Raw genomic sequence first — 19,003 nt, 5'->3', positions numbered from 1 at the left:
GCGGTTCCTTACATGCGCAATTAACCGGGTCATTTGCTTTCCGCCTGTTTCAGCTCCAGCACTTCTTTAGGGGTGACCATGTCGCCTTTATTGTTGCCCCAGGCGTTACGTTCGTAGGTCACGACCGCTGCGATATCGACTTCCGAGAGCTGCTTGCCAAACGCTGCCATCGAGGTGCCGGGTTTGCCGTGGAAGACGATGCTCAAGTGATCCTTGATCGGTCCGGTGGCGATTTTCGAGCCTTTGAGTGCCGGGAACATCGGCGGCAGACCCTGACCTTCGGCCTGGTGACAGGCCACGCAGGTGGTGTGATAGACCTTGTCGCCGCGCTCCTTGAGTTCGTCGAGGGTCCATTCCTTGCTGGTCAGCTCTTTGAGCTGCGCAGCTTCCGCCTTGCGCTCGCCCAGCCAGGTTTCGTAATCGGCCTTTTCCTTGACCTCGACCACGATCGGCATGAAGCCGTGGTCCTTGCCGCACAGCTCGGCGCACTGGCCACGGTAGATGCCGGGTTTTTCGACACGGGTCCAGGATTCATTGACGAAGCCCGGAATCGCATCGCGCTTGACCGCGAAGGCCGGCACCCACCAGGAGTGGATGACGTCGGCGGAGGTCACCAGAAAGCGCACCTTGGCACCGATCGGCAACACCAACGGCTTGTCGACCTCCAGCAGGTAATGCTCGCCCTTGGTTTCCTTGTTGTTGATTTGATCGGAGGGAGTGCTCAGGTTGCTGAAGAATTCGACGTCCTGACCCAGGTATTTGTAGTGCCACTTCCACTGGTAACCGGTGACCTGGATATCGATATCCGGCTCAGTGTTGTCGTACATCTGGATCAGGGTGGCGGTTGCCGGGACCGCCATGGCCACCAGAATAAGCAGGGGCACGATGGTCCAGAGAATTTCGACGGTGGTGCTTTCATGAAATTTTGCGGCCACCTGCCCGGTAGAGCGGCGGTGGACCATCATCGACCAGAACATGGCGCCGAAGACGATGATGCCGATCACTACACAGATCCAGAAAATGGTCATGTGCAGATCGAATACTGCGTGACTGATTTCAGTCGCTCCAGGCGCCATATTCACAGTCCAGGCCGCTTGCGCCTGACTGAAAATCGACCACAACAGGAGGCCCATCCAGACATGTGGATGTCGCATCATTGCGGGTTCCCCTTATAGTTCTTTTTATCCCGCCGGCTTTCACCTGCGGCAAGGGAGCGGCTTTTTCAGACTACGAACTTGAATCGCCGAGCCTTGCTGCATATGCAGTCGGGCGTCATCAGCTAACTCCATTCAGAACCGAGTATAGACAGCGACTGCCACCTCGCAATGCGATGGCGTAAATCGACTGAAACAGGTTGGACTTGCGTTCCAGGTCACGAATGGAGAAGGATGCAGACGAGTGGTGGCAAATCGATATAACGTGGATGTCTCAAGGATGAAATAATTATGACAAATGCGTCTTAGCCTTTTTCGTAAGCCAGCTAAGTTATGTCTTCCCTATTTCATTGCCTTCGTTTCCTGGAGTTTTCATGAACACCGCCGCATTGCGCGAGCAGATCCAAAAAGCCCAACAACATGAGGCCGAGACCGGCCTGTTGACTCGTCAGTTGGAAACCCAACTGCCACACCTTCACTCCGCCATCCAATTGCCGGATGTCGATGCCAATGGCGTAATGACGCGTTTTGTGACCGCGTATATAGAACAAGTGCCGGACCTGCTGGATGCAGCCAATGAAGTCGCCAGGGAAGCGGGCATTGAATCGCAGATCAAGCCGGTATTGAAAATCGCCGAGCAGTTCTTTCTCCAGCCGCCAGCGATCATGGCCGGTCATATCGGCCTGGACGGCCTGCTGGACGAAGCTTATCTGGCGCATCGGTTGGTCGAAGAGGTCAACGACCTGTACATCAAGCATTTTGGCCAGCCATTGATCCCCTTGGACATGACTGTTGCCAACCTGATTGCCCACCAACTGATTGGCGAAGAGTTTGCCAATCAACTGGATGAGGCAGTGCATCACGCTGTGGACGAGATGCTTAACGATGAAAGTTTCGCGCTGGAGTCGGTAGAGGCCTACCGCGAGAAACTCAACAGCCCGGACACCGGCGCCGCGTGGAAGCGCTGGCCGTGCCTGTCGCGCCAATTGGGCGTGGGCCTTGAGCTGGATCAGCCAGCGGCTTGATTCAACGGTAGCAATTGAACACCTGTGGGAGCGGGCTTCTGTGGCGAGGGGGCTTGCCCCCGTTGGGTCGCGAAGCGGCCCCAAAAGCTTTGCGACTGCTTCGCAGCCGAACGGGGGCAAGCCCCCTCGCCACAGTTGCTCCCACATTGTTTTTAAGCGGCTGAGCCTACTCCGGTTGTGGTACGTAACCGTCCTTCAAGCCTGCGCTTCAACCCCCGTGCTTCAATTAACAGCTTCGAACCCTTGGCCGCATTGGCCCGACCCCACTCCTCCAGCAACTCAAGGCATGAGTGATCGATATAGCTCAGGTTATTGAGCGGCACATGCACCGTTGCGCCTGCCGGAATGCTCCCCAGCACTTGGGTCAGCGCCGGTACCTTGAGAAAGGTCGCCGCCCCCACCAGTCGCAACTCCATCTCGCCGTCCGCCGGCAGATCGATCAGGCTGATTTTCAGGCGCGAAGCCTTCCAGGCCAGTTTGGCCAGTGTCAGGCCGAAGCCGATCAGCACGCCGGTCAGCAGGTCAGTGAAGATGATTGCCAGTGCGGTCGCCGCATAGGTGAACATCGGCATCCGGCCATAACGACCCAGACCGCGAAAGGCCTTGAGGTCTACCAGTTTGAAACCGGTGTAAACCAGAACCCCCGCCAGGCTTGCCACCGGAATGCTTTGCAGCACGCTCGATAGCAGCAGGACGAAAGCCAGCAACCACAGACCATGGAACACCGTCGACAGTCGAGTGGTGGCGCCGGCCTGGACGTTGGCCGAACTGCGCACGATCACCCCGGTCATCGGCAGCGCGCCGAGCAGACCACACAGCATGTTGCCCACGCCTTGCGCCGATAATTCGCGGTCGAAGTCCGAGCGCTGGCCGCTGTGCATGCGGTCCACAGCCGCGGCCGAGAGCAGGGTTTCGGCGCTGGCGATAAAGGCCACGGCGAAGGCAGCGATCAGCAGAGTCGGGTCGGCGAGATTGAGCAAGTCTGCCGGGCGCAGCCAATCGATGGCTTCCGCCAGGTTGGCCGGGACCTCTACACGTTTGACCTGCAAGGCGAGCATCAGGCTGGCGACCGTTGCCAGACCAACCCCCAGTAATGCTCCAGGAACGAAACGCAGGGAGTGCGGGCGGAATTTTTCCCACAGCCACATCACGGCAATGGTCGACAGCCCGAGCAAACCCGCTTGCCAGCCAAACGACGGCAAAGCCTGAATCACTGCAGCGGGGAAGGCCGCCAGGTTATCCAGCCCCGACGGCTTGGGAACGGCATCGAGCATCACATGCACTTGTGACAGCACGATCAGCACCCCAATCCCGGCGAGCATGCCGTACACCACCGCTGGCGCGGTGACCCGAAACCAGCAACCCAGCTTCAAACGTCCGGCAACCAACTGCAGAAAACCCGCCAGTAGCAGGATCGGCCCGAGCATGGCAATACCATGCTGGCGCACCAGTTCGAACACCAATACCGCCAGACCCGCAGCCGGGCCGCTGACTTGCAGCGGTGATCCGGCAAGCCAGCCGACCACCAGACCACCGATGATGCCAGTGATCAGTCCTTTGGACGGTGGCAGCCCCGAGGCGATGGCGATACCCATGCACAAGGGCAGGGCGACCAGAAACACAACCACCGAAGCCAGTAGCTCCCGTGGCAGAACAGCTTTTAATTGAGTAGCACGCATGGTGACTCTCCCAAAGTTTTCTTCAGGCATGGCAAAGCCAGGCTGCTGGATCAGCAGCCTCGGCTAAACCACACGGAGGATTTAGAAGCGCGCTTTGGGCGTCGCCACCGGAATCGGATGGCTGCCATCGAGCGGCAGGAAACAACCCTGATCCGCGTCGTAAGCTTTGATTTCGCTGGTTTCGATGTTGTAGACCCAACCATGGATAAACAGCTGACCATTGGCCATGCGCGAGGCCACCGACGGGTGTGTGCGCAAATGCTGCAACTGAGCGATCACATTCTCCTCGGTGAGGATATGCATGCTCTCGTTTTCGTCAGTGCAATGGCAGTTGTCCTGAACCATGGTTTTCGCCACTTCGGCATGACGCAACCAGGCCTTTACCGTCGGCATCTTTTCCAGGCTCTGCGGGTTGAGTACTGCGCGCATCGCGCCACAGTCAGAGTGCCCGCAGATAATGATGTGCTGCACGCCGAGGGCCAGCACTGCATATTCGATAGCCGTGGAAACACCGCCGTTCATTTGCCCATAGGGCGGTACGACGTTGCCGACGTTGCGGGTTACGAACAAGTCGCCAGGGGCGCTTTGGGTAATCAGTTCGGGAACAATGCGTGAATCGGCACACGCGATGAACATCGCCCGAGGCCGCTGGGCCGTGGCGAGTTTTTTGAAGAGTTCTTCCTGCTGCGGAAAGATCTCGTGATGAAAGTGCAAAAAGCCGTCAACGATATGCTGCAGCGCTGCATCGGCGGTTTCCGCCTCGGGTTGGGCTGAAGCCGACACAGCCAACGGCTGTTTATCCTTGTCACTCATAATTCATCCTCTTTGGCGGAGTCAGGGAATTTTCCCGTTTTGTCCGATATGAAGCCAGTGGCTGTTTAAAAAACATCCAGGTCGAAAAGCCAGACCCATCAGTCACTCGATGAACAAGGTAGCCGTTGAAACTTAACTCAAACTGAATAAAACGCTCTAGAACGAGTGTTCCAGGTCACCAAAAACGTGACCAGCCTAAACGCGGCGTATCGTTTTCTCTTCTAAACCATAGGTTCGATTGTCCTTAAATCAACGACATTTGGCGACCCGGCGGACAAAAGGCTTCGCAATCCAGATTGAAACCTTCCCGACGATTGAGCCCCAGGCGCTTGATGGTTTTGGCGAAGCGCTGCGCCAACAGATCGGCAAACGGTCCTTCACCGCGCATTCTGGCACCGAACCGGCTGTCGTAGAGTTCGCCACCACGGCTTTGGCGGATCAGGCTCAACACATGCGCTGCGCGCTGAGGATAGTGGGCGGCCAGCCACTCTTCGAACAGCGGCGCCACTTCCAGCGGCAGGCGCAACATCATGTAGGCCGCACTTTGCGCGCCGGCCGCATGGGCTTCGGTCAGCAGGCTTTCGAGTTCGCAGTCGTTGATCATTGGAATCATCGGTGAGCACAAAACGCCCACCGGAATCCCGGCTTCGCGCATCACCCGGATCGCTCGCAGTCGTGCCTTGGGTGCTGCGGCGCGCGGTTCGAGGATGCGTTTGAGTTCATCATCCAGCGTGGTCAGGCTGATCATCACCGCCACCAGCCTTTGTTCGGCGAGTTCGGCCAGCAAGTCCAGATCGCGAAGAATCAGCGAGCCCTTGGTGATGATGGTCACCGGATGGCGGTAACGCAGCAGCACTTCGAGTGTCTTGCGGGTGATTCTGTGTTCGCGTTCGATCGGCTGATAAGGATCAGTGTTTGAGCCCAGGTTGATCGGCGCGCATTGATAGCCGCGCTTGGACAGTTGTTCTTCCAGCACATCGGCGGCGTTGGTCTTGGCGATCAGTTTGGTTTCGAAATCCAGCCCCGGTGACAGGTCCCAATAGGCGTGGCTGGGCCGTGCGTAGCAATAGATGCAGCCGTGCTCGCAGCCGCGATAGGGATTGATCGAACGATCGAAGGGCAAGTCTGGCGAGTTGTTGCGGGTGATGATGGTTTTTGCCGTCTCAATGCGCACTTCGGTGCCTTGGGTTATCGGCGCTTCCTGATACCAGCCGTCGTCCTCGGCCACTGAACGGTTAGGCGCGAAGCGGTTATGCGGGTTGGTGGCGGTGCCGCGGCCGCGAGGGGGCAATGGCGCATTCATGGGAGAGATCCTGATTGCTGTATGTGCATACAGTATCTCGAGGAATGTCGGCGGGCTAGTGCCGTTCGGCGAATTGAATTACTGGATCTGGAAGATGGTGAAGAACCAGAATTCGACGCTCATTGGCTGTCAGACAATCCGGCAGAATCGTTTCACGTTTCATTGACACCTCCCTCACAGCCCTTTGACCGTTCAGGGCGCAAACTCGACGCCAATATCCAGCCTCTCCCTGAACGGTCCCGAGCATGCCCCTACCGCGTTATATCTCTGTGATGGGCCTATCGCTGATCGCATTTTTCAACCTGACACCGGTATTCGCTGACGACACTGCTTTGCCTCGCCCGGCAGAGTGGGCTCAATCAGTCGAGGTGCAATACAACCTCTATCAAATGTCCCCGACGCTCTATCGCAGCGCATTGCCGGATCAGGGAGCGGTGCCGTTACTGGAAAGGCTCAAGGTCGCAACCGTTATCAACTTCCTGCCCGAATCGGATTCACGCTGGTTATCCACGCCAGGTATCGCACAGGTACAGCTGCCTTATCGCACCAATCACGTGGATGATGCGGATGTGCTCAAGGCCCTCCGCACGATTCAGACCGCCGAAACCAAAGGTCCTGTGCTTATGCACTGCAAGCACGGCTCTGATCGCACCGGCCTGATGGCTGCAATGTACCGGGTGGTTGTGCAGGGTTGGAGCAAGGAAGACGCTCTGAATGAAATGACCCAAGGCGGCTTTGGTGACAGCACCCATTTCAAGGAAGGAGTGCGTTACATGATGCAGGTCGATGTCGACAAACTTCGTACGGCGCTGGCCAATGGTGATTGCAGCACCAGTCCATTTGCCAGTTGCTCGATGAAGAACTGGTTTAAATCGGCCCATGTCGAGTAAGTAATACCTCCCACTGCATTGCGCAGTGGAAGGTGGTTGCCAGCACTCAGTGTTGCTCGTCTGGGTTCTTCTTCAGCTTCGGGTTCGGAAAAAACTGCACGGCCTGGACCTTGGCGTCCGGCACCTTGAGCGCCGAAGTATTGACCCGCGTGCCCAATTCCTTGGGCACCGACAGACCTTGTTCATTCAGCGTGTCGGAATAACCGCAGGCCACGCACTCGCGATGCGGAACGGCATCTTCGCTCCACATCATCAACTTGTCCGGCTCGCTGCAGGCCGGGCAGACCGCCCCGGCGATAAAGCGTTTTTTGGTAATCACAGGTCCCTCACTCATGCTGCCGCGTCCTCACTCAGGCCGCTGTGACGCAAGAGTGCGTCAATCGATGGGGCACGGCCACGGAAGTCGACGAACAGCACCATTGGTTCCTGGGAACCGCCCCGCGCCAGGATCGCTTCACGGAAGGCGCGACCGGTCTCGGCATTGAGCACGCCCTCTTCTTCGAATTTCGAGAAGGCATCGGCCGACAATACTTCAGCCCATTTATAGCTGTAGTAACCCGCCGCGTAACCGCCGGCAAAGATGTGGGCGAAGCTATTGGGGAAACGGTTGTAGGCCGGCGGACGCATGACCGAGACCTCGTCGCGCACACCTTCGAGCACTTGCAGCACGCTACGACCGTCGCCGTGAGTGGCGTGCAATTCGAAGTCGAACAGCGAGAATTCCAGCTGGCGGACCATCATCAGGCCGGACTGGAAGTTCTTCGCCGCGAGCATTTTCTCCAGCAAATCCTGGGGTAACGGCTCGCCGGTTTCGTAGTGACCGGAAATCAGCGCCAGACCTTCCGGCTCCCAGCACCAGTTTTCCATGAACTGGCTTGGCAGCTCGACCGCATCCCAAGCCACGCCGTTGATGCCGGACACGCCAGCATGCTCGACGCGGGTCAGCAGGTGATGCAGACCATGACCGAATTCGTGGAACAGCGTAGTCACTTCATCATGAGTCAGCAGAGCCGGTTTACCGCTGTCGGCTGGGGTGAAGTTGCACACCAGATTCGCCACAGGGCTTTGCAGCACGCCATTGATTGTGCGGCGATGATCGCGGGCACCGTCCATCCAGGCCCCACCGCGCTTGTTGGCGCGGGCATACAGATCGAAGAAGAAACGACCGACGTGCTGGCCGTTTTCCTTGATCTCGAATAGGCGAACGTCCGGGTGCCAGGTATCGAAGCCTTTCAGCTCGGCGATCTCGATGCCGTACAGGCGCTGGATGATGCTGAACAGCCCACCCAGAACCTTGTCGATCGGGAAGTAAGCGCGAAGGGTTTCCTGGGCGACGCTGTAGCGCTGTTCGCGAAGTTTTTCCCCGTAGAAACCGCTGTCCCAGCTTTGCAGGTCCGGGCAACCTTGTTCGGCGGCGTAGGCCTTGAGCTGTTGCAGATCCTGGGCGGCGAACGGCTTGCTGCGTTTGGCCAGGTCGCGCAAGAAACTCAGCACCTGATCGTTGGACTCGGCCATTTTGGTGGCCAGGCTCAGCTCCGAGAAGCTGGTGAAGCCCAATAGTTTTGCCAGTTCCTGACGCAGGTCGAGGATTTCTTCCATGACCGGGCCGTTGTCATTCTGACCGGCATTCGGGCCTTGGTCCGACGCACGGGTGCAGTAGGCGGCGTAGAGTTCTTCACGCAGGGCGCGGTCCTGGGCGTAGGTCATCACCGCGTAGTAACTCGGGAATTCCAGGGTGATCAACCAGCCATCCAGCTCTTTGGCTTGCGCGGCGGTGGCCATTTGCGCCTTGGCCGATTCAGTCAGGCCGGCGAGGGCAGCTTCGTCGGTGACGTGCTTGGTCCAGGCCTGGGTGGCGTCGAGCAATTGATTGGAGAAGCGGCTGCCCAGCTCCGACAGTTTGCTCTGCACATCGGCGTAACGCTTTTGCTCAGGCGCAGGCAGGTCGATACCCGACAGACGGAAGTCACGCAGGGCGTGTTCCAGGATCGTTTTCTGCGCCACGTCGAAACCGGCGGCTTCAGGGCTGTTGGCCAGTGCTTCATAGGCCTGGAACAGTTCACGGTTCTGGCCCAGCTCGGTGGCGTAGGCGCTCAGGGCCGGCAGGCAGGACTCGTAGGCTTCGCGCAACTCGGCGCTGTTGCACACGGCATTGAGATGGCTGACAGGGCTCCAGGCGGCGCCCAGACGATCGTTGAGCTCATCCATCGCCAGTACCAGGCCGGCCCAGGTCGGTTGTGTACCTTGGGTTTTGAGGATATCGACGATGGCGGCGCGGTTGTCAGCCAGGATCTGTTCAATGGCCGGTTGTACGTGTTCGGCACGGATCGCCGAGAACGGCGGCAGGTCGTAGGACTGCAGAAGAGGGTTGTTCACGCTCACGGTTGGCACCTTGACTGGAAAACATGCGGGAAGAAACATGGCCCCATCTTAATTACAATCGACGCTCACCGCAGCTATCAGCAAAAGAGAGAGAGCCTATCGTGACCCTTCGCAAGTATCAGAACCACACGCCGCTGTTGAGCAAAGGCGCCTTTGTCGACGGCTCGGCAGTGGTGATCGGCGACGTCGAAATCGGCGAAGACAGCTCCGTCTGGCCGCTGACAGTGATCCGCGGCGACATGCATCGCATCCGAATCGGTGCACGCACCAGCGTGCAGGACGGCTGTGTGTTGCACATTACCCACGCCGGACCCTTCAACCCCGATGGCTTCCCGCTGCTGATCGGTGACGATGTGACCATCGCGCATAAAGTCATGCTTCATGGTTGCGCCGTGGGCAACCGGATTCTGATCGGCATGGGCAGCATTGTCATGGACGGTGCGGTGGTCAAGGACGATGTGATCATCGGCGCCGGCAGCCTGGTACCCCCGGGCAAGCGTCTGGAAAGCGGCTTCCTCTACGTCGGTAGCCCGGTGAAACAGATCCGCCCGCTGACTGACAAGGAAAAAGCCTTTTTCACCTACAGCGCGGCGAACTACGTGAAGCTCAAGGATCTGCATCTGGCCGAAGGCTACGACCAGCTCTAAGCCTTTTCATAACGGAAAGCGTTTCGCTATTGCCCAGGAATTTTCATGCATTACCAAACCGTACTGTTCGACCTCGATGGCACGCTGACCGACCCGCGCGAAGGCATCACCCGTTCCATCCAGTTCGCCCTGAGCAAACTGGGGATCGATGAGCCGGACCTGACCAGGCTCGAGCACTTCATCGGCCCGCCGTTGTTGCAGGCGTTCATGCAGTTCTACGACTTCGACGAGCCCAAGGCGTGGGAAGCGGTGAACTTCTATCGCGAGCGTTTCAAAGTCACCGGCCTGTATGAAAATCGCGTGTTCGATGGCGTCATGCCATTGCTGGAAACCCTTGGTGGGCAAGGGCGACAGCTGTACATCGCGACTTCCAAGCCGTGGGTTTTCGCCCGGGAAATCGCCCGTCACTTCGACTTCGCCAGGCATTTCAAAGTGATTTACGGCAGCGAGCTGGATGGTACGCGGACCAACAAGGTCGAGCTGATTGCGCACTTGATGAGCGAAGAAGGCCTGGACCCGGCCAATACGCTGATGATCGGTGACCGTAAACACGATCTGATCGGCGCTCGCAGCAATGGGCTGGATGCGGCAGCGGTGGGATACGGGTTTGGCAGCCGGGAAGAGTTGAGCGCCGAAGCACCGGCGTATCACTTTGAAACGCTGGAGGAGATGCATCAGGCGTTTTGGCAGCGTTAGTTGAATTGCCTTCGCGGGCAAGCCCGCTCCCACAGGGGATTTGTATTTTGCCAAAGGGCGTTGGCATATACCGATCTAATGTGGGAGCGAGGCTTGCCCGCGAAGAGGCCCGTTCAGCCACCGGGGCTCTTTGATCCCGCCAACACCTTCAACGCCGCCTTACGCTCCTCAACCGGTAACGCGCCCAATTTCTCCACCGCCGCATAAAACCTCACCCAATCCCCATCGACCTGCCCGAACAGCACGGCAAACGCCGGCACCCACTGGTCATACAAACCAAACGGGAGCAGTCGAGCATTGTTCATCGGGGTGTTGATCCAGGCATCGTAGCGTTTGTTCCCGGCCCATTGGCTGTCGCGTAACGTCCGGTACTCACGGCGCAATTGTTCGAACTCTGCCGCTTTTCGCTCGCGCATTTGCCCGGCAGGCAGCGGCAGGGCGTAAAGCCGTTCCAGCCTCTTGCGGGCGTCCAGAATCAATTGGATGAACTGATCGCGTTGCTGCTCCAAAGCTCCATTATCCGGCGGCATGCCTCGGAATGCGCGCCATTGGCGAGTGCCTTCCTGCTCGACGAAGGTGGCGAAGGACTCGTTGAACTCGGTGTCGTCTTTCACATAAAAACGTTGATGGGCGAGTTCGTGGAAAATCAGCGTGGCCAACCGTTCGTCGCCCCAACCCATCATCGAGCTCATGATCGGGTCGTTGAACCAACCGAGCGTCGAATAGGCCTCGACGCCGCCAATCGACACGTCCATACCTTGCAATCGTTGCAACGCGGCCTCACCGCGGGCAGCGCTCTGGCTGTAATACCCGCGATAGGCGACGCAGCCAGCGATGGGGAAGCAATGGTTCTGCGGCTTCAGCGAAAACTCCGGCGTGGCAAAGACGTTCCAGACTACAAACGGTCGGCCGATGTCGGCGTACAGGCGGTAGCTCTGGTTATCCGGCAGGTGCAGACGTTGGCTGGCGAATGTCCGGGCCTTTTGTGATTGGGCCAGATGCGCGCGCAATTGCTGATCGCGGCCGGGATCGGCAATCACACTGGAAACCGGCTCCCGTGCCCGCAGCAAGTGCAGCTGACCACTGGCCAATTGGCCGTAATAGCTGATGCTGGTGCAGCCGTTAAATAACAAAAGAAGCATCCCCGGAAACAAAATGCGTAAAACGCGATCAAGTAACCCAAGGCTTGGACGCGGCCTGATCAAAATGAATCATCCCTGGAAAGTCTGCCCGCAAGACTATCCCGCCTATTGGAGCTCCGCTATGCGCAAGTTGATGCTGACGGGAGGCCTGCTGATGCTGGCCGGTTGTGCTGGACTGCCCACCCCTGATCCTTCGCAGGCATGGATCGATCTGGATTCACGGCAGGAAGACACCGCGCTGCAAGCGGTGGAAGTCGATGACAAGGCTTCCATCGATAAGCGCTACTTCGAGGTACAGCCGGGCAGCCATGAGCTGACGGTTCGCTACTTGTTCGCAGTCCAGCCGACCAACATTGGCCCCGACGCCGAGCCGCTGTGGCGCGACTGCCAGCTGAATGTGAAATTCAAGGACTTCAACGCCGGTCAGCGATATCAGCTGCAAGCGGGCTATATCGGCTTTCGGCCGTGGGCGAAGCTCTATGATAAACAGCGAAAAGTGATTGGGCAGGGCACACCGGCAGGCTGCCAACGTACTTGATCGACGCTATGCTGAATGATCAGTCCTTGGGAAATTCATCATGCGCAGGTTGTTGCTGTTGCTCGCTGCAGGCGCCTTTGTCGGTTGCACGAGTCCGTTGCCGGCGGTCGATCCGCAGATGGCCTGGGTCGACTTCGCTACGCCGAGCCCCGGCGGGAAACTACTGATGGCCGAACGGCTGGACAACCAGCGGCTGAGCGACGGGCGTTACTTCCAGGTCACCCCGGGAAGCCATGAACTGAGAGTACGTTTCGATTTTGAAGTGCTTGGTGGTGGCTCGGGCTTGATGAACGCTCCGCTGGAGCGGCTGTGCTACTTGACCATCAACTACGACCATTTCGAGGCCGGCCAGCGTTACCTGCTGGAAGCGCGTTCCATAGCGTTCACCCCCAGCGCCCGGCTGTACAACGCCAAGCGGGAGGTTGTTGCCGAGGATCGACTGACCAACTGCGTCATGTGAGACGAATCAACGGTCATTTTTTTGGTAGATGATTTTCTTGGTGCCGCCTTCGCACGTGCCGACCACCATGTTCTGATCGTGCACTTCGTCGTTGGTGACGATTTCCAGAGTGTAGGACGAGACGTTATTGGCCTGGATCTTGGCTTCGATCTCGGCCTTGAGTTCCTCACAGGATTTCGGTGCCGCGAGGGCCGATGTGGCCAGCGTGCAACAGATAACCGCCAAGGCAAAACGTTTCATGGTTGAAGCTCCCTTAAGGCAGCGCGCAGGGTGATGCGCTGAAGCTGCTGTCATTTATTCGACCACAATTTTGTCTGTCAGGTTATGTTCCAGGGCAAAAAAGACCGCAACCTGCGCAAGGGAGCCCGCGAAGGCTGCGATCTTTTACCCGCCAACGTATCAACCCATTATCAGCTGACCAACGTTGCATCCAGGCTGATTTTCGCATTCAGCACTTTGGACACCGGGCAGCCTTCTTTGGCTTTGTTGCTCAGTTCCTCGAATTGCGCCTGGGTCGCCCCGGGGATTTTCGCCTTGAGAATCAGTTTTACCGCTGTGATTGCAAAGCCACCGTCTACCTGGTCCAGGGTAACTTCGGCATTGGTATCGATACTGTCGGCCTTAAGGTTGGCCTCGCCGAGAATCATTGAAAACGCCATGGAAAAACAGCCCGCGTGAGCCGCGCCGATCAGCTCTTCCGGATTGGTGCCTTTACCCCCTTCGAAACGGGCCTTGAAGCCGTAGGGCGCTTCTCTGAGGACGCCGGTTTCCGTGGAAATCGAGCCGATACCGGTTTTCAGATCACCTTCCCAATGAGCCGATGCTTTCTTTGTGATAGCCATGTCTGCCTCCTCAAGATCCGGCGCGAAACGTCGCGCCTTCGTGGTTTTCGGTTACCAGGGTTCTGAGGATAGACCGTCAGCCAAAGTTCACCTCATCTGATTGATCCGCTAATCGTGTAGGAATTTTGTCTCTCCTATTGAAACTCGGGTATATGCCCTCATTGCATAGAACACGCTTATAGACTCGGCAGGTTTTCGTTCATGAAAAAACCTGCTTACCCATTGGAGAAGCAGGTTTATGAAACGACTATCCGATATCAAGTTCTCGACCCTCGATCTGGTGCCCGTGCGGGAGAACGGCAGTGCAGCCCAGTCCCTGCACAATTCCCTGGACCTGGCGCAGCACGTCGAAAAATTCGGCTATAACCGCTTCTGGGTCGCTGAACACCACAACATGGACGGGATCGCCAGTTCGGCGACCTCGGTGCTGCTGGGCTATCTGGCTGGCGGCACTTCGACCATTCGTGTCGGTTCGGGTGGCGTGATGCTGCCCAACCACGCGCCGCTGGTGATCGCTGAACAGTTCGGTACCCTTGAAAGTCTGTACCCGGGACGGATCGACCTGGGCCTGGGGCGCGCCCCCGGCTCCGATCAGATGACCGCCCGCGCCTTGCGTCGTGAGCGCTCCGGCAGCGCCGACGACTTCCCGGAAGACGTGACCGAACTGATGCGCTACCTCGGCCCACGCACGCCGGATCAGCGGATCATTGCCATGCCGGGTACCGGCACCAACGTTCCGATCTGGTTATTGGGTTCGAGCCTGTTCAGTGCGCAGTTGGCCGGTGAGCGCGGTTTGCCCTACGCCTTCGCCTCACATTTCGCACCGCGCTTCATGCATGAGGCAATTCGCGTCTACCGCAACCACTTCAAGCCTTCAGCGGTATTGGATAAGCCTTACGTGATGCTCGGCGTGCCACTGGTGGCTGCAGACACCGATGAGCAAGCCGACTACCTGGCCACTTCGGTTTATCAGCGAATCCTCGCGTTGATGCGTGGCCAGAGCCTGGTGCAACGCCCGCCAGTGAAGACCATGGAAGGCCTGTGGCTGCCCCATGAGAAAGAAGCGGTCGGTGATTTCCTGGGCTTGGCCATGGTCGGCAGCCCGCAGAAAATCCGCGCCAAGCTGGAAGTGCTGATCGAACAGACTCAGGCCGATGAGCTGATTTTTACCTGTGACCTGTACGAACATGCCGATCGCCTGCACTCCTATGAGTTGCTGGCGCAGCTCATGAAGGGCTGAAGCGCAAACCGCACCCACAAAAAAGCCGACGCCATTGCGTCGGCTTTTTCATTTTCGAGGGCGGTCAGCCCTGCTTGTAGACGATTTGCCTGGAGCCTTTTTCACAGGTGCCGACGACTTTTCCGTCAGCAGCAGCGCCTTTGTCGATGATCTCCAGTGTGTAATTGGAAACGCCCTTGGCATCCAGTTTCGCTGAGATTTCGGCTTTCAGCTCGTCGCATGACTTGCCCTGGGCAAAGGCTGTTCCCGCAAGGCTCAACAAACCTATCGCCAAAATAAACTTCTTCATGGGTTGCACTCCCTGGTCGGATCAATAGGGGGAGGGCATCCAGCTATCGACCGGACGCACTCACCACGTAGCGCTTTGCCATTCCCTATGGCATTCGGCCGGCGCGCAAGTTCAGAAGACTAGCTTAAGCTCAGCTACTGGCAATCCGGAATCCGACTTTGAGCGTCACCTGAAAGTGTGCCGCTTTGCCGTCCTTGATGTGCCCACGGGTTTCGGTCACTTCAAACCATTCCATGTACTTGAGGCTTTTGTTGGCTTCGGCCAAGGCGTTGTTGATCGCATCTTCAATGCTGGTGGTGGATGAGCCAACCAGCTCGACTTTTTTGTAGGTGTGATGATCAGTCATGGCGTTCTCCTAAGGGTGTGAAATACAGCCTAGCAGTGATTTTTCTTATTTCTTCTGTCGACTAATCCGGGGGGAAGTTCAGATTTACTGCACTTTCCCGAACCCTTGAAGTCCCAACCAACACACGCCACTCATCAACAATGCAGGAGAGCCACCATGGCCAATACCTCGTTACGCAAAGCCTCATTGCAAAGCATGGAAGCCGAGATCGAGAGTCTGCTGAAATCGTTGGAAAGCCTGAAGGACGACGCCTCGGACGAGTCGCGTAAAACCCTTAAAACGCTGAAAATCAACGCCGAGAACGCGCTGAAGCATTCGCGTCATCTGCTCTCCGATGCCTATGAAGAGGTCAAGGTCAAAACCCGTGAAACCGGGATCGCGACGCGTGACTACGCCCAGGAACATCCTTGGACTACAGCCGGCGTCGCCGTTGGTGCGTTGGGCCTGCTCGCGGCCTATCTGCTGTGCAAGCGCGGTAATTAAGATGCTTGGCGCAGTTCGTTTTTAAGCCACTGCGCCAATTGCCGAGCGCGCCCGTCCGCGGCGCGCTTGGGTAGCCATAACGCCAGTTGCGCCGGGGTTTCACAGAAACCCCATGGCGCAACCAGGCGGCCGGCTTTCAAGTCCTCGGCCACCAGCGGCTCAGGAGCGATGGCCACACCCAGCCCGGCCACTGCCGCCTCCAGCAAATAATACAAATGCTCGAACCCCTGACCGTACTTCAGCGCCTTGGAGTCGAGGCCGCTTTGCTGTGCCCAACTCGGCCAGGCTTGCGGGCGTGAGGTGGTGTGCAGCAAGGGTTCGGTCAACAGTGCGTTTGCCGGTGCATTCTGCAGCCTTTCGTAGCCGACGAATCGTGGGCTCATGACCGGGCCAATGCGTTCGCTGGCCAATTCGTAGACCTGCATGTCCGCCGGCCATGGCGGCTCGGCAAATACCAACAAAGCATCCAGGCCGGGCCGCCGTGGATCGAGATCGCCTTCGCCAGCCGACAGGTGCAAACGCAGATCCGGCAGGTCTGCATTGAGCCGCCCCAAACGCGGAATGAACCAGCGCGCCAGCAGGCTGCCCGAGCAACCCAGCACGAACGGCGCATCGGCGGTGCTTTGGGTCAGTTCGGCGCAAACGCTGCGCAATCGCTCGAAGGCTTCGCCGCTGACATCGCGCAAACGAACACCGGCATCTGTGAGTTTCAGGCCGCGTCCATCCTTGATGAACAGACTCACGCCGAGGTGTTCTTCCAGCACCTTGAGTTGTCGGCTGACCGCACCATGAGTGACGTGCAGCTGTTCGGCGGCCTGACTGACGCTGTTCAGGCGGGCAGTGGCTTCGAAGGCGCGAAGGGCGTTCAGCGGCGGAAGGTCGTGGCTCATGGGATATGTGAGTTTTCCTGACAGATTGTGGCGATCTTATCGGTTTTCAGTGCGAGATGTCAGGGGTAGAGTGAACCCCATCGTCACCTCTCGAATACAACTGGAGCGACCCATGACCCAGACTAATCTGCGCAACGGCCCCGACGCCAACGGCCTGTTCGGCGCGTTCGGTGGCCGTTACGTCGCCGAAACCCTGATGCCGTTGATCCTCGATCTGGCCCGCGAATACGAAGCGGCCAAGGAAGATCCGGCGTTCAAAGAAGAATTGGCCTACTTCCAGCGAGATTACGTCGGACGTCCAAGCCCACTGTATTTCGCCGAGCGTCTGACAGAGTTCTGCGGCGGCGCGAAGATTTACCTCAAGCGCGAAGAGCTGAACCACACCGGCGCGCACAAGATCAACAACTGCATCGGCCAGATCCTGCTGGCGCGGCGCATGGGCAAGAAGCGCATCATCGCTGAGACTGGCGCTGGCATGCACGGCGTGGCGACCGCCACCGTGGCTGCGCGTTTCGGCCTCGATTGCGTGATCTACATGGGCACCACCGACATCGAACGTCAGCAAGCCAACGTGTTTCGCATGAAGCTGCTGGGCGCCGAAGTGATCCCGGTGGTCGCCGGTACCGGCACCCTCAAAGATGCGATGAACGAAGCCCTGCGTGACTGGGTGACCAACGTCGACAGTACCTTCTACCTGATCGGCACCGTGGCCGGCCCGCACCCGTATCCCGCCATGGTTCGCGACTTCCAGGCTGTGATCGGCAAGGAAACCCGCGAGCAGTTGCAAGCCCAGGAAGGCCGTCTGCCCGACAGCCTGGTGGCGTGCATTGGCGGTGGTTCCAACGCCATGGGCCTGTTCCACCCGTTCCTCGATGACAAGAGCGTTGAGATCATCGGCGTCGAAGCTGCCGGTTATGGCATCGAAACCGGCAAGCACGCGGCCAGCCTGAACGGCGGCGTACCGGGTGTTCTGCACGGCAACCGTACTTTCCTGCTGCAGGACGACGACGGCCAGATCATCGACGCTCATTCGATTTCCGCCGGCCTCGACTATCCGGGCATCGGCCCGGAACACGCCTGGTTGCATGACATCGGCCGCGTCCAGTACACCTCGGTGACCGACGATGAAGCCCTCGACGCGTTCCACAAATGCTGCCGTCTGGAAGGGATTATTCCTGCATTGGAAAGCGCCCATGCCCTGGCCGAAGTGTTCAAACGCGCACCGACGCTGCCGAAAGATCACCTGATGGTGGTCAACCTGTCCGGCCGTGGCGACAAAGACATGCAGACCGTGATGCACCACATGGAACACTCTCAACAAGAGCAATCCAAGCAGGAGAAACACTGATGAGCCGCCTGCAAACGCGTTTTGCCGAACTCAAGGAACAGAACCGCGCCGCCCTGGTGACCTTCGTGACCGCCGGCGACCCGAGCTACGACACGTCTCTGGCGATCCTCAAAGGCTTGCCGGGAGCGGGTGCCGACGTGATCGAGTTGGGCATGCCCTTCACCGATCCAATGGCCGATGGCCCGGCGATTCAACTGGCCAACATTCGTGCCTTGGGCGCCAAACAGAACCTGGCGAAAACCCTGCAAATGGTTCGCGAGTTCCGCGAAGGCAATAACGAGACTCCGCTGGTGCTGATGGGTTATTTCAACCCGATTCACATGTACGGCGTGCCGCGTTTCATCGCTGAAGCCAAAGAGGCCGGTGTCGATGGCTTGATCGTGGTCGACATGCCGCCCGAGCATAACGGCGAGCTGTGCGACCCGGCACAGGCGGCGGGCCTGGACTTCATTCGTCTGACCACTCCGACGACTGATGACGTGCGCTTGCCGACTGTATTGAACGGCAGTTCCGGCTTTGTTTACTACGTGTCGGTTGCGGGTGTGACCGGTGCGGGCGCGGCGACTCTGGAACATGTCGAAGAAGCCGTCACCCGTCTGCGTCGCCATACCGATCTGCCGATCAGCATCGGTTTCGGTATCCGTACACCGGAGCAAGCAGCGTCCATCGCGCGTCTGGCCGACGGTGTGGTGGTGGGGTCGGCACTGATCGATCACATCGCCAATGCCTCGACGCCGGATCAGGCTGTGGAGGGTGTACTCAGCCTGTGCGCGGCCTTGTCCAACGGCGTGCGTAAAGCGCGGGTCAGCTGAAGGTAAAGTTCCTGATTCAGAGGA

General features: G+C 58.3%; 22 protein-coding genes. 10 read left to right on the top strand and 12 right to left on the bottom strand.

Annotation, left to right across the window (positions count from 1 at the left end; all coding sequences use genetic code 11):
* Positions 1–29 precede the first annotated feature (29 nt).
* The gene (gene coxB / locus F6R97_RS13980; RefSeq protein ID WP_038980326.1) at positions 30–1,157 is read right to left on the bottom strand and encodes a cytochrome c oxidase subunit II; all 1,128 of its coding nucleotides are present in this window, start codon (positions 1,155–1,157) and stop codon (positions 30–32) included.
* A gap of 371 nt (positions 1,158–1,528) precedes the next feature.
* Between coxB and F6R97_RS13975 the strand changes: the two genes are divergently transcribed.
* A complete protein-coding gene (locus F6R97_RS13975) occupies positions 1,529–2,179 on the top strand; it encodes a hypothetical protein (RefSeq protein WP_050681400.1) in 651 nt (216 codons plus the stop codon).
* Between the two features lie 152 nt (positions 2,180–2,331).
* Here F6R97_RS13975 and F6R97_RS13970 read toward each other — a convergent pair whose 3' ends face one another.
* The 3 genes from F6R97_RS13970 to F6R97_RS13960 form a co-directional block, all read right to left on the bottom strand.
* A complete protein-coding gene (locus tag F6R97_RS13970; protein ID WP_048397322.1) occupies positions 2,332–3,858 on the bottom strand; it encodes a SulP family inorganic anion transporter in 1,527 nt (508 codons plus the stop codon).
* 81 nt (positions 3,859–3,939) lie between these two features.
* A complete protein-coding gene (locus F6R97_RS13965) occupies positions 3,940–4,671 on the bottom strand; it encodes a carbonic anhydrase (RefSeq protein ID WP_038980324.1) in 732 nt (243 codons plus the stop codon).
* A 244-nt stretch (positions 4,672–4,915) separates the two neighbouring features.
* Complete coding sequence (locus tag F6R97_RS13960; RefSeq protein WP_038980323.1) at positions 4,916–5,974, bottom strand: PA0069 family radical SAM protein; 1,059 nt, start codon at positions 5,972–5,974, stop codon at positions 4,916–4,918.
* 245 nt (positions 5,975–6,219) lie between these two features.
* Here F6R97_RS13960 and F6R97_RS13955 point away from each other — a divergent pair, with 245 nt between their 5' ends.
* Complete coding sequence (locus tag F6R97_RS13955) at positions 6,220–6,864, top strand: tyrosine-protein phosphatase (protein ID WP_038980322.1); 645 nt, start codon at positions 6,220–6,222, stop codon at positions 6,862–6,864.
* A gap of 46 nt (positions 6,865–6,910) precedes the next feature.
* Here F6R97_RS13955 and F6R97_RS13950 read toward each other — a convergent pair whose 3' ends face one another.
* Entirely contained in the window at positions 6,911–7,198 is a 288-nt protein-coding gene (locus tag F6R97_RS13950) for a YheV family putative zinc ribbon protein (protein WP_038980320.1), read from the bottom strand.
* Positions 7,195–9,285 carry an oligopeptidase A gene (prlC, locus tag F6R97_RS13945; RefSeq protein WP_315866701.1) on the bottom strand — a complete coding sequence of 697 codons (2,091 nt, stop codon included), beginning with the start codon at positions 9,283–9,285 and terminating at the stop codon, positions 7,195–7,197. Before prlC ends, F6R97_RS13950 begins: the two co-directional genes overlap by 4 nt.
* Positions 9,286–9,347: 62 nt before the next feature.
* On the opposite strand from prlC, the gene F6R97_RS13940 reads away from it, so the two are divergent.
* Both F6R97_RS13940 and F6R97_RS13935 read left to right on the top strand, forming a co-directional pair.
* Positions 9,348–9,893, top strand: coding sequence for a gamma carbonic anhydrase family protein (locus tag F6R97_RS13940; RefSeq protein ID WP_315866700.1), 546 nt, complete (start codon positions 9,348–9,350; stop codon positions 9,891–9,893).
* 45 nt (positions 9,894–9,938) lie between these two features.
* Positions 9,939–10,589, top strand: a complete 651-nt coding sequence (locus F6R97_RS13935) for an HAD family hydrolase (RefSeq protein ID WP_050681402.1) — start codon at positions 9,939–9,941, stop codon at positions 10,587–10,589.
* A gap of 113 nt (positions 10,590–10,702) precedes the next feature.
* Here the strand turns inward: F6R97_RS13935 and F6R97_RS13930 are convergent, their stop codons facing one another.
* Positions 10,703–11,794, bottom strand: coding sequence for an aminopeptidase (locus tag F6R97_RS13930; RefSeq protein ID WP_315866699.1), 1,092 nt, complete (start codon positions 11,792–11,794; stop codon positions 10,703–10,705).
* A 58-nt stretch (positions 11,795–11,852) separates the two neighbouring features.
* On the opposite strand from F6R97_RS13930, the gene F6R97_RS13925 reads away from it, so the two are divergent.
* On the top strand, positions 11,853–12,269 hold the full coding sequence (locus tag F6R97_RS13925; RefSeq protein ID WP_315866698.1) for a hypothetical protein: 417 nt from the start codon (positions 11,853–11,855) through the stop codon (positions 12,267–12,269).
* 40 nt (positions 12,270–12,309) lie between these two features.
* Positions 12,310–12,729: a hypothetical protein gene (locus tag F6R97_RS13920; RefSeq protein WP_315866697.1), complete on the top strand. Its 420-nt coding sequence runs from the start codon at positions 12,310–12,312 to the stop codon at positions 12,727–12,729.
* A 6-nt stretch (positions 12,730–12,735) separates the two neighbouring features.
* On the opposite strand, the gene F6R97_RS13915 is transcribed toward F6R97_RS13920, so the two are convergent.
* Positions 12,736–12,969 (bottom strand): DUF1161 domain-containing protein, encoded by a 234-nt coding sequence (locus F6R97_RS13915; RefSeq protein ID WP_038980309.1) that lies wholly within the window; start codon positions 12,967–12,969, stop codon positions 12,736–12,738.
* Between the two features lie 170 nt (positions 12,970–13,139).
* Complete coding sequence (locus F6R97_RS13910; RefSeq protein WP_038980307.1) at positions 13,140–13,571, bottom strand: OsmC family protein; 432 nt, start codon at positions 13,569–13,571, stop codon at positions 13,140–13,142.
* 238 nt (positions 13,572–13,809) lie between these two features.
* Here F6R97_RS13910 and F6R97_RS13905 point away from each other — a divergent pair, with 238 nt between their 5' ends.
* Entirely contained in the window at positions 13,810–14,811 is a 1,002-nt protein-coding gene (locus F6R97_RS13905; RefSeq protein ID WP_048397313.1) for an LLM class flavin-dependent oxidoreductase, read from the top strand.
* A 64-nt stretch (positions 14,812–14,875) separates the two neighbouring features.
* Here the strand turns inward: F6R97_RS13905 and F6R97_RS13900 are convergent, their stop codons facing one another.
* Positions 14,876–15,100 (bottom strand): DUF1161 domain-containing protein, encoded by a 225-nt coding sequence (locus F6R97_RS13900; RefSeq protein ID WP_038980303.1) that lies wholly within the window; start codon positions 15,098–15,100, stop codon positions 14,876–14,878.
* Positions 15,101–15,230: 130 nt separating this feature from the next.
* On the bottom strand, positions 15,231–15,446 hold the full coding sequence (locus tag F6R97_RS13895; protein ID WP_007902773.1) for a dodecin: 216 nt from the start codon (positions 15,444–15,446) through the stop codon (positions 15,231–15,233).
* Positions 15,447–15,602: 156 nt separating this feature from the next.
* Here F6R97_RS13895 and F6R97_RS13890 point away from each other — a divergent pair, with 156 nt between their 5' ends.
* The gene (locus F6R97_RS13890) at positions 15,603–15,929 is read left to right on the top strand and encodes a YqjD family protein (RefSeq protein WP_007902771.1); all 327 of its coding nucleotides are present in this window, start codon (positions 15,603–15,605) and stop codon (positions 15,927–15,929) included.
* Here the strand turns inward: F6R97_RS13890 and F6R97_RS13885 are convergent.
* Positions 15,926–16,819, bottom strand: a complete 894-nt coding sequence (locus F6R97_RS13885) for a LysR family transcriptional regulator (protein ID WP_048397309.1) — start codon at positions 16,817–16,819, stop codon at positions 15,926–15,928. The two genes, F6R97_RS13890 and F6R97_RS13885, sit on opposite strands and share 4 nt — an antisense overlap.
* 112 nt (positions 16,820–16,931) lie before the next feature.
* Here F6R97_RS13885 and trpB point away from each other — a divergent pair, with 112 nt between their 5' ends.
* Together trpB and trpA are read left to right on the top strand one after the other, a co-directional pair.
* On the top strand, positions 16,932–18,167 hold the full coding sequence (trpB, locus tag F6R97_RS13880) for a tryptophan synthase subunit beta (RefSeq protein WP_007902766.1): 1,236 nt from the start codon (positions 16,932–16,934) through the stop codon (positions 18,165–18,167).
* Complete coding sequence (gene trpA, locus F6R97_RS13875; protein ID WP_038980299.1) at positions 18,167–18,979, top strand: tryptophan synthase subunit alpha; 813 nt, start codon at positions 18,167–18,169, stop codon at positions 18,977–18,979. The genes trpB and trpA overlap by 1 nt, the downstream gene beginning before the upstream one ends.
* The last annotated feature ends 24 nt before the right edge of the window (positions 18,980–19,003 follow it).

The sequence above is a fragment of the Pseudomonas sp. JV414 genome (genome assembly GCF_032424305.1).
In the GTDB taxonomy this organism is placed as follows: Bacteria; Pseudomonadota; Gammaproteobacteria; order Pseudomonadales; family Pseudomonadaceae; genus Aquipseudomonas; species Aquipseudomonas lini.
Note: the sequence above shows the minus strand (reverse complement) of the source record. Positions and strands in the feature narration are given on the sequence as shown.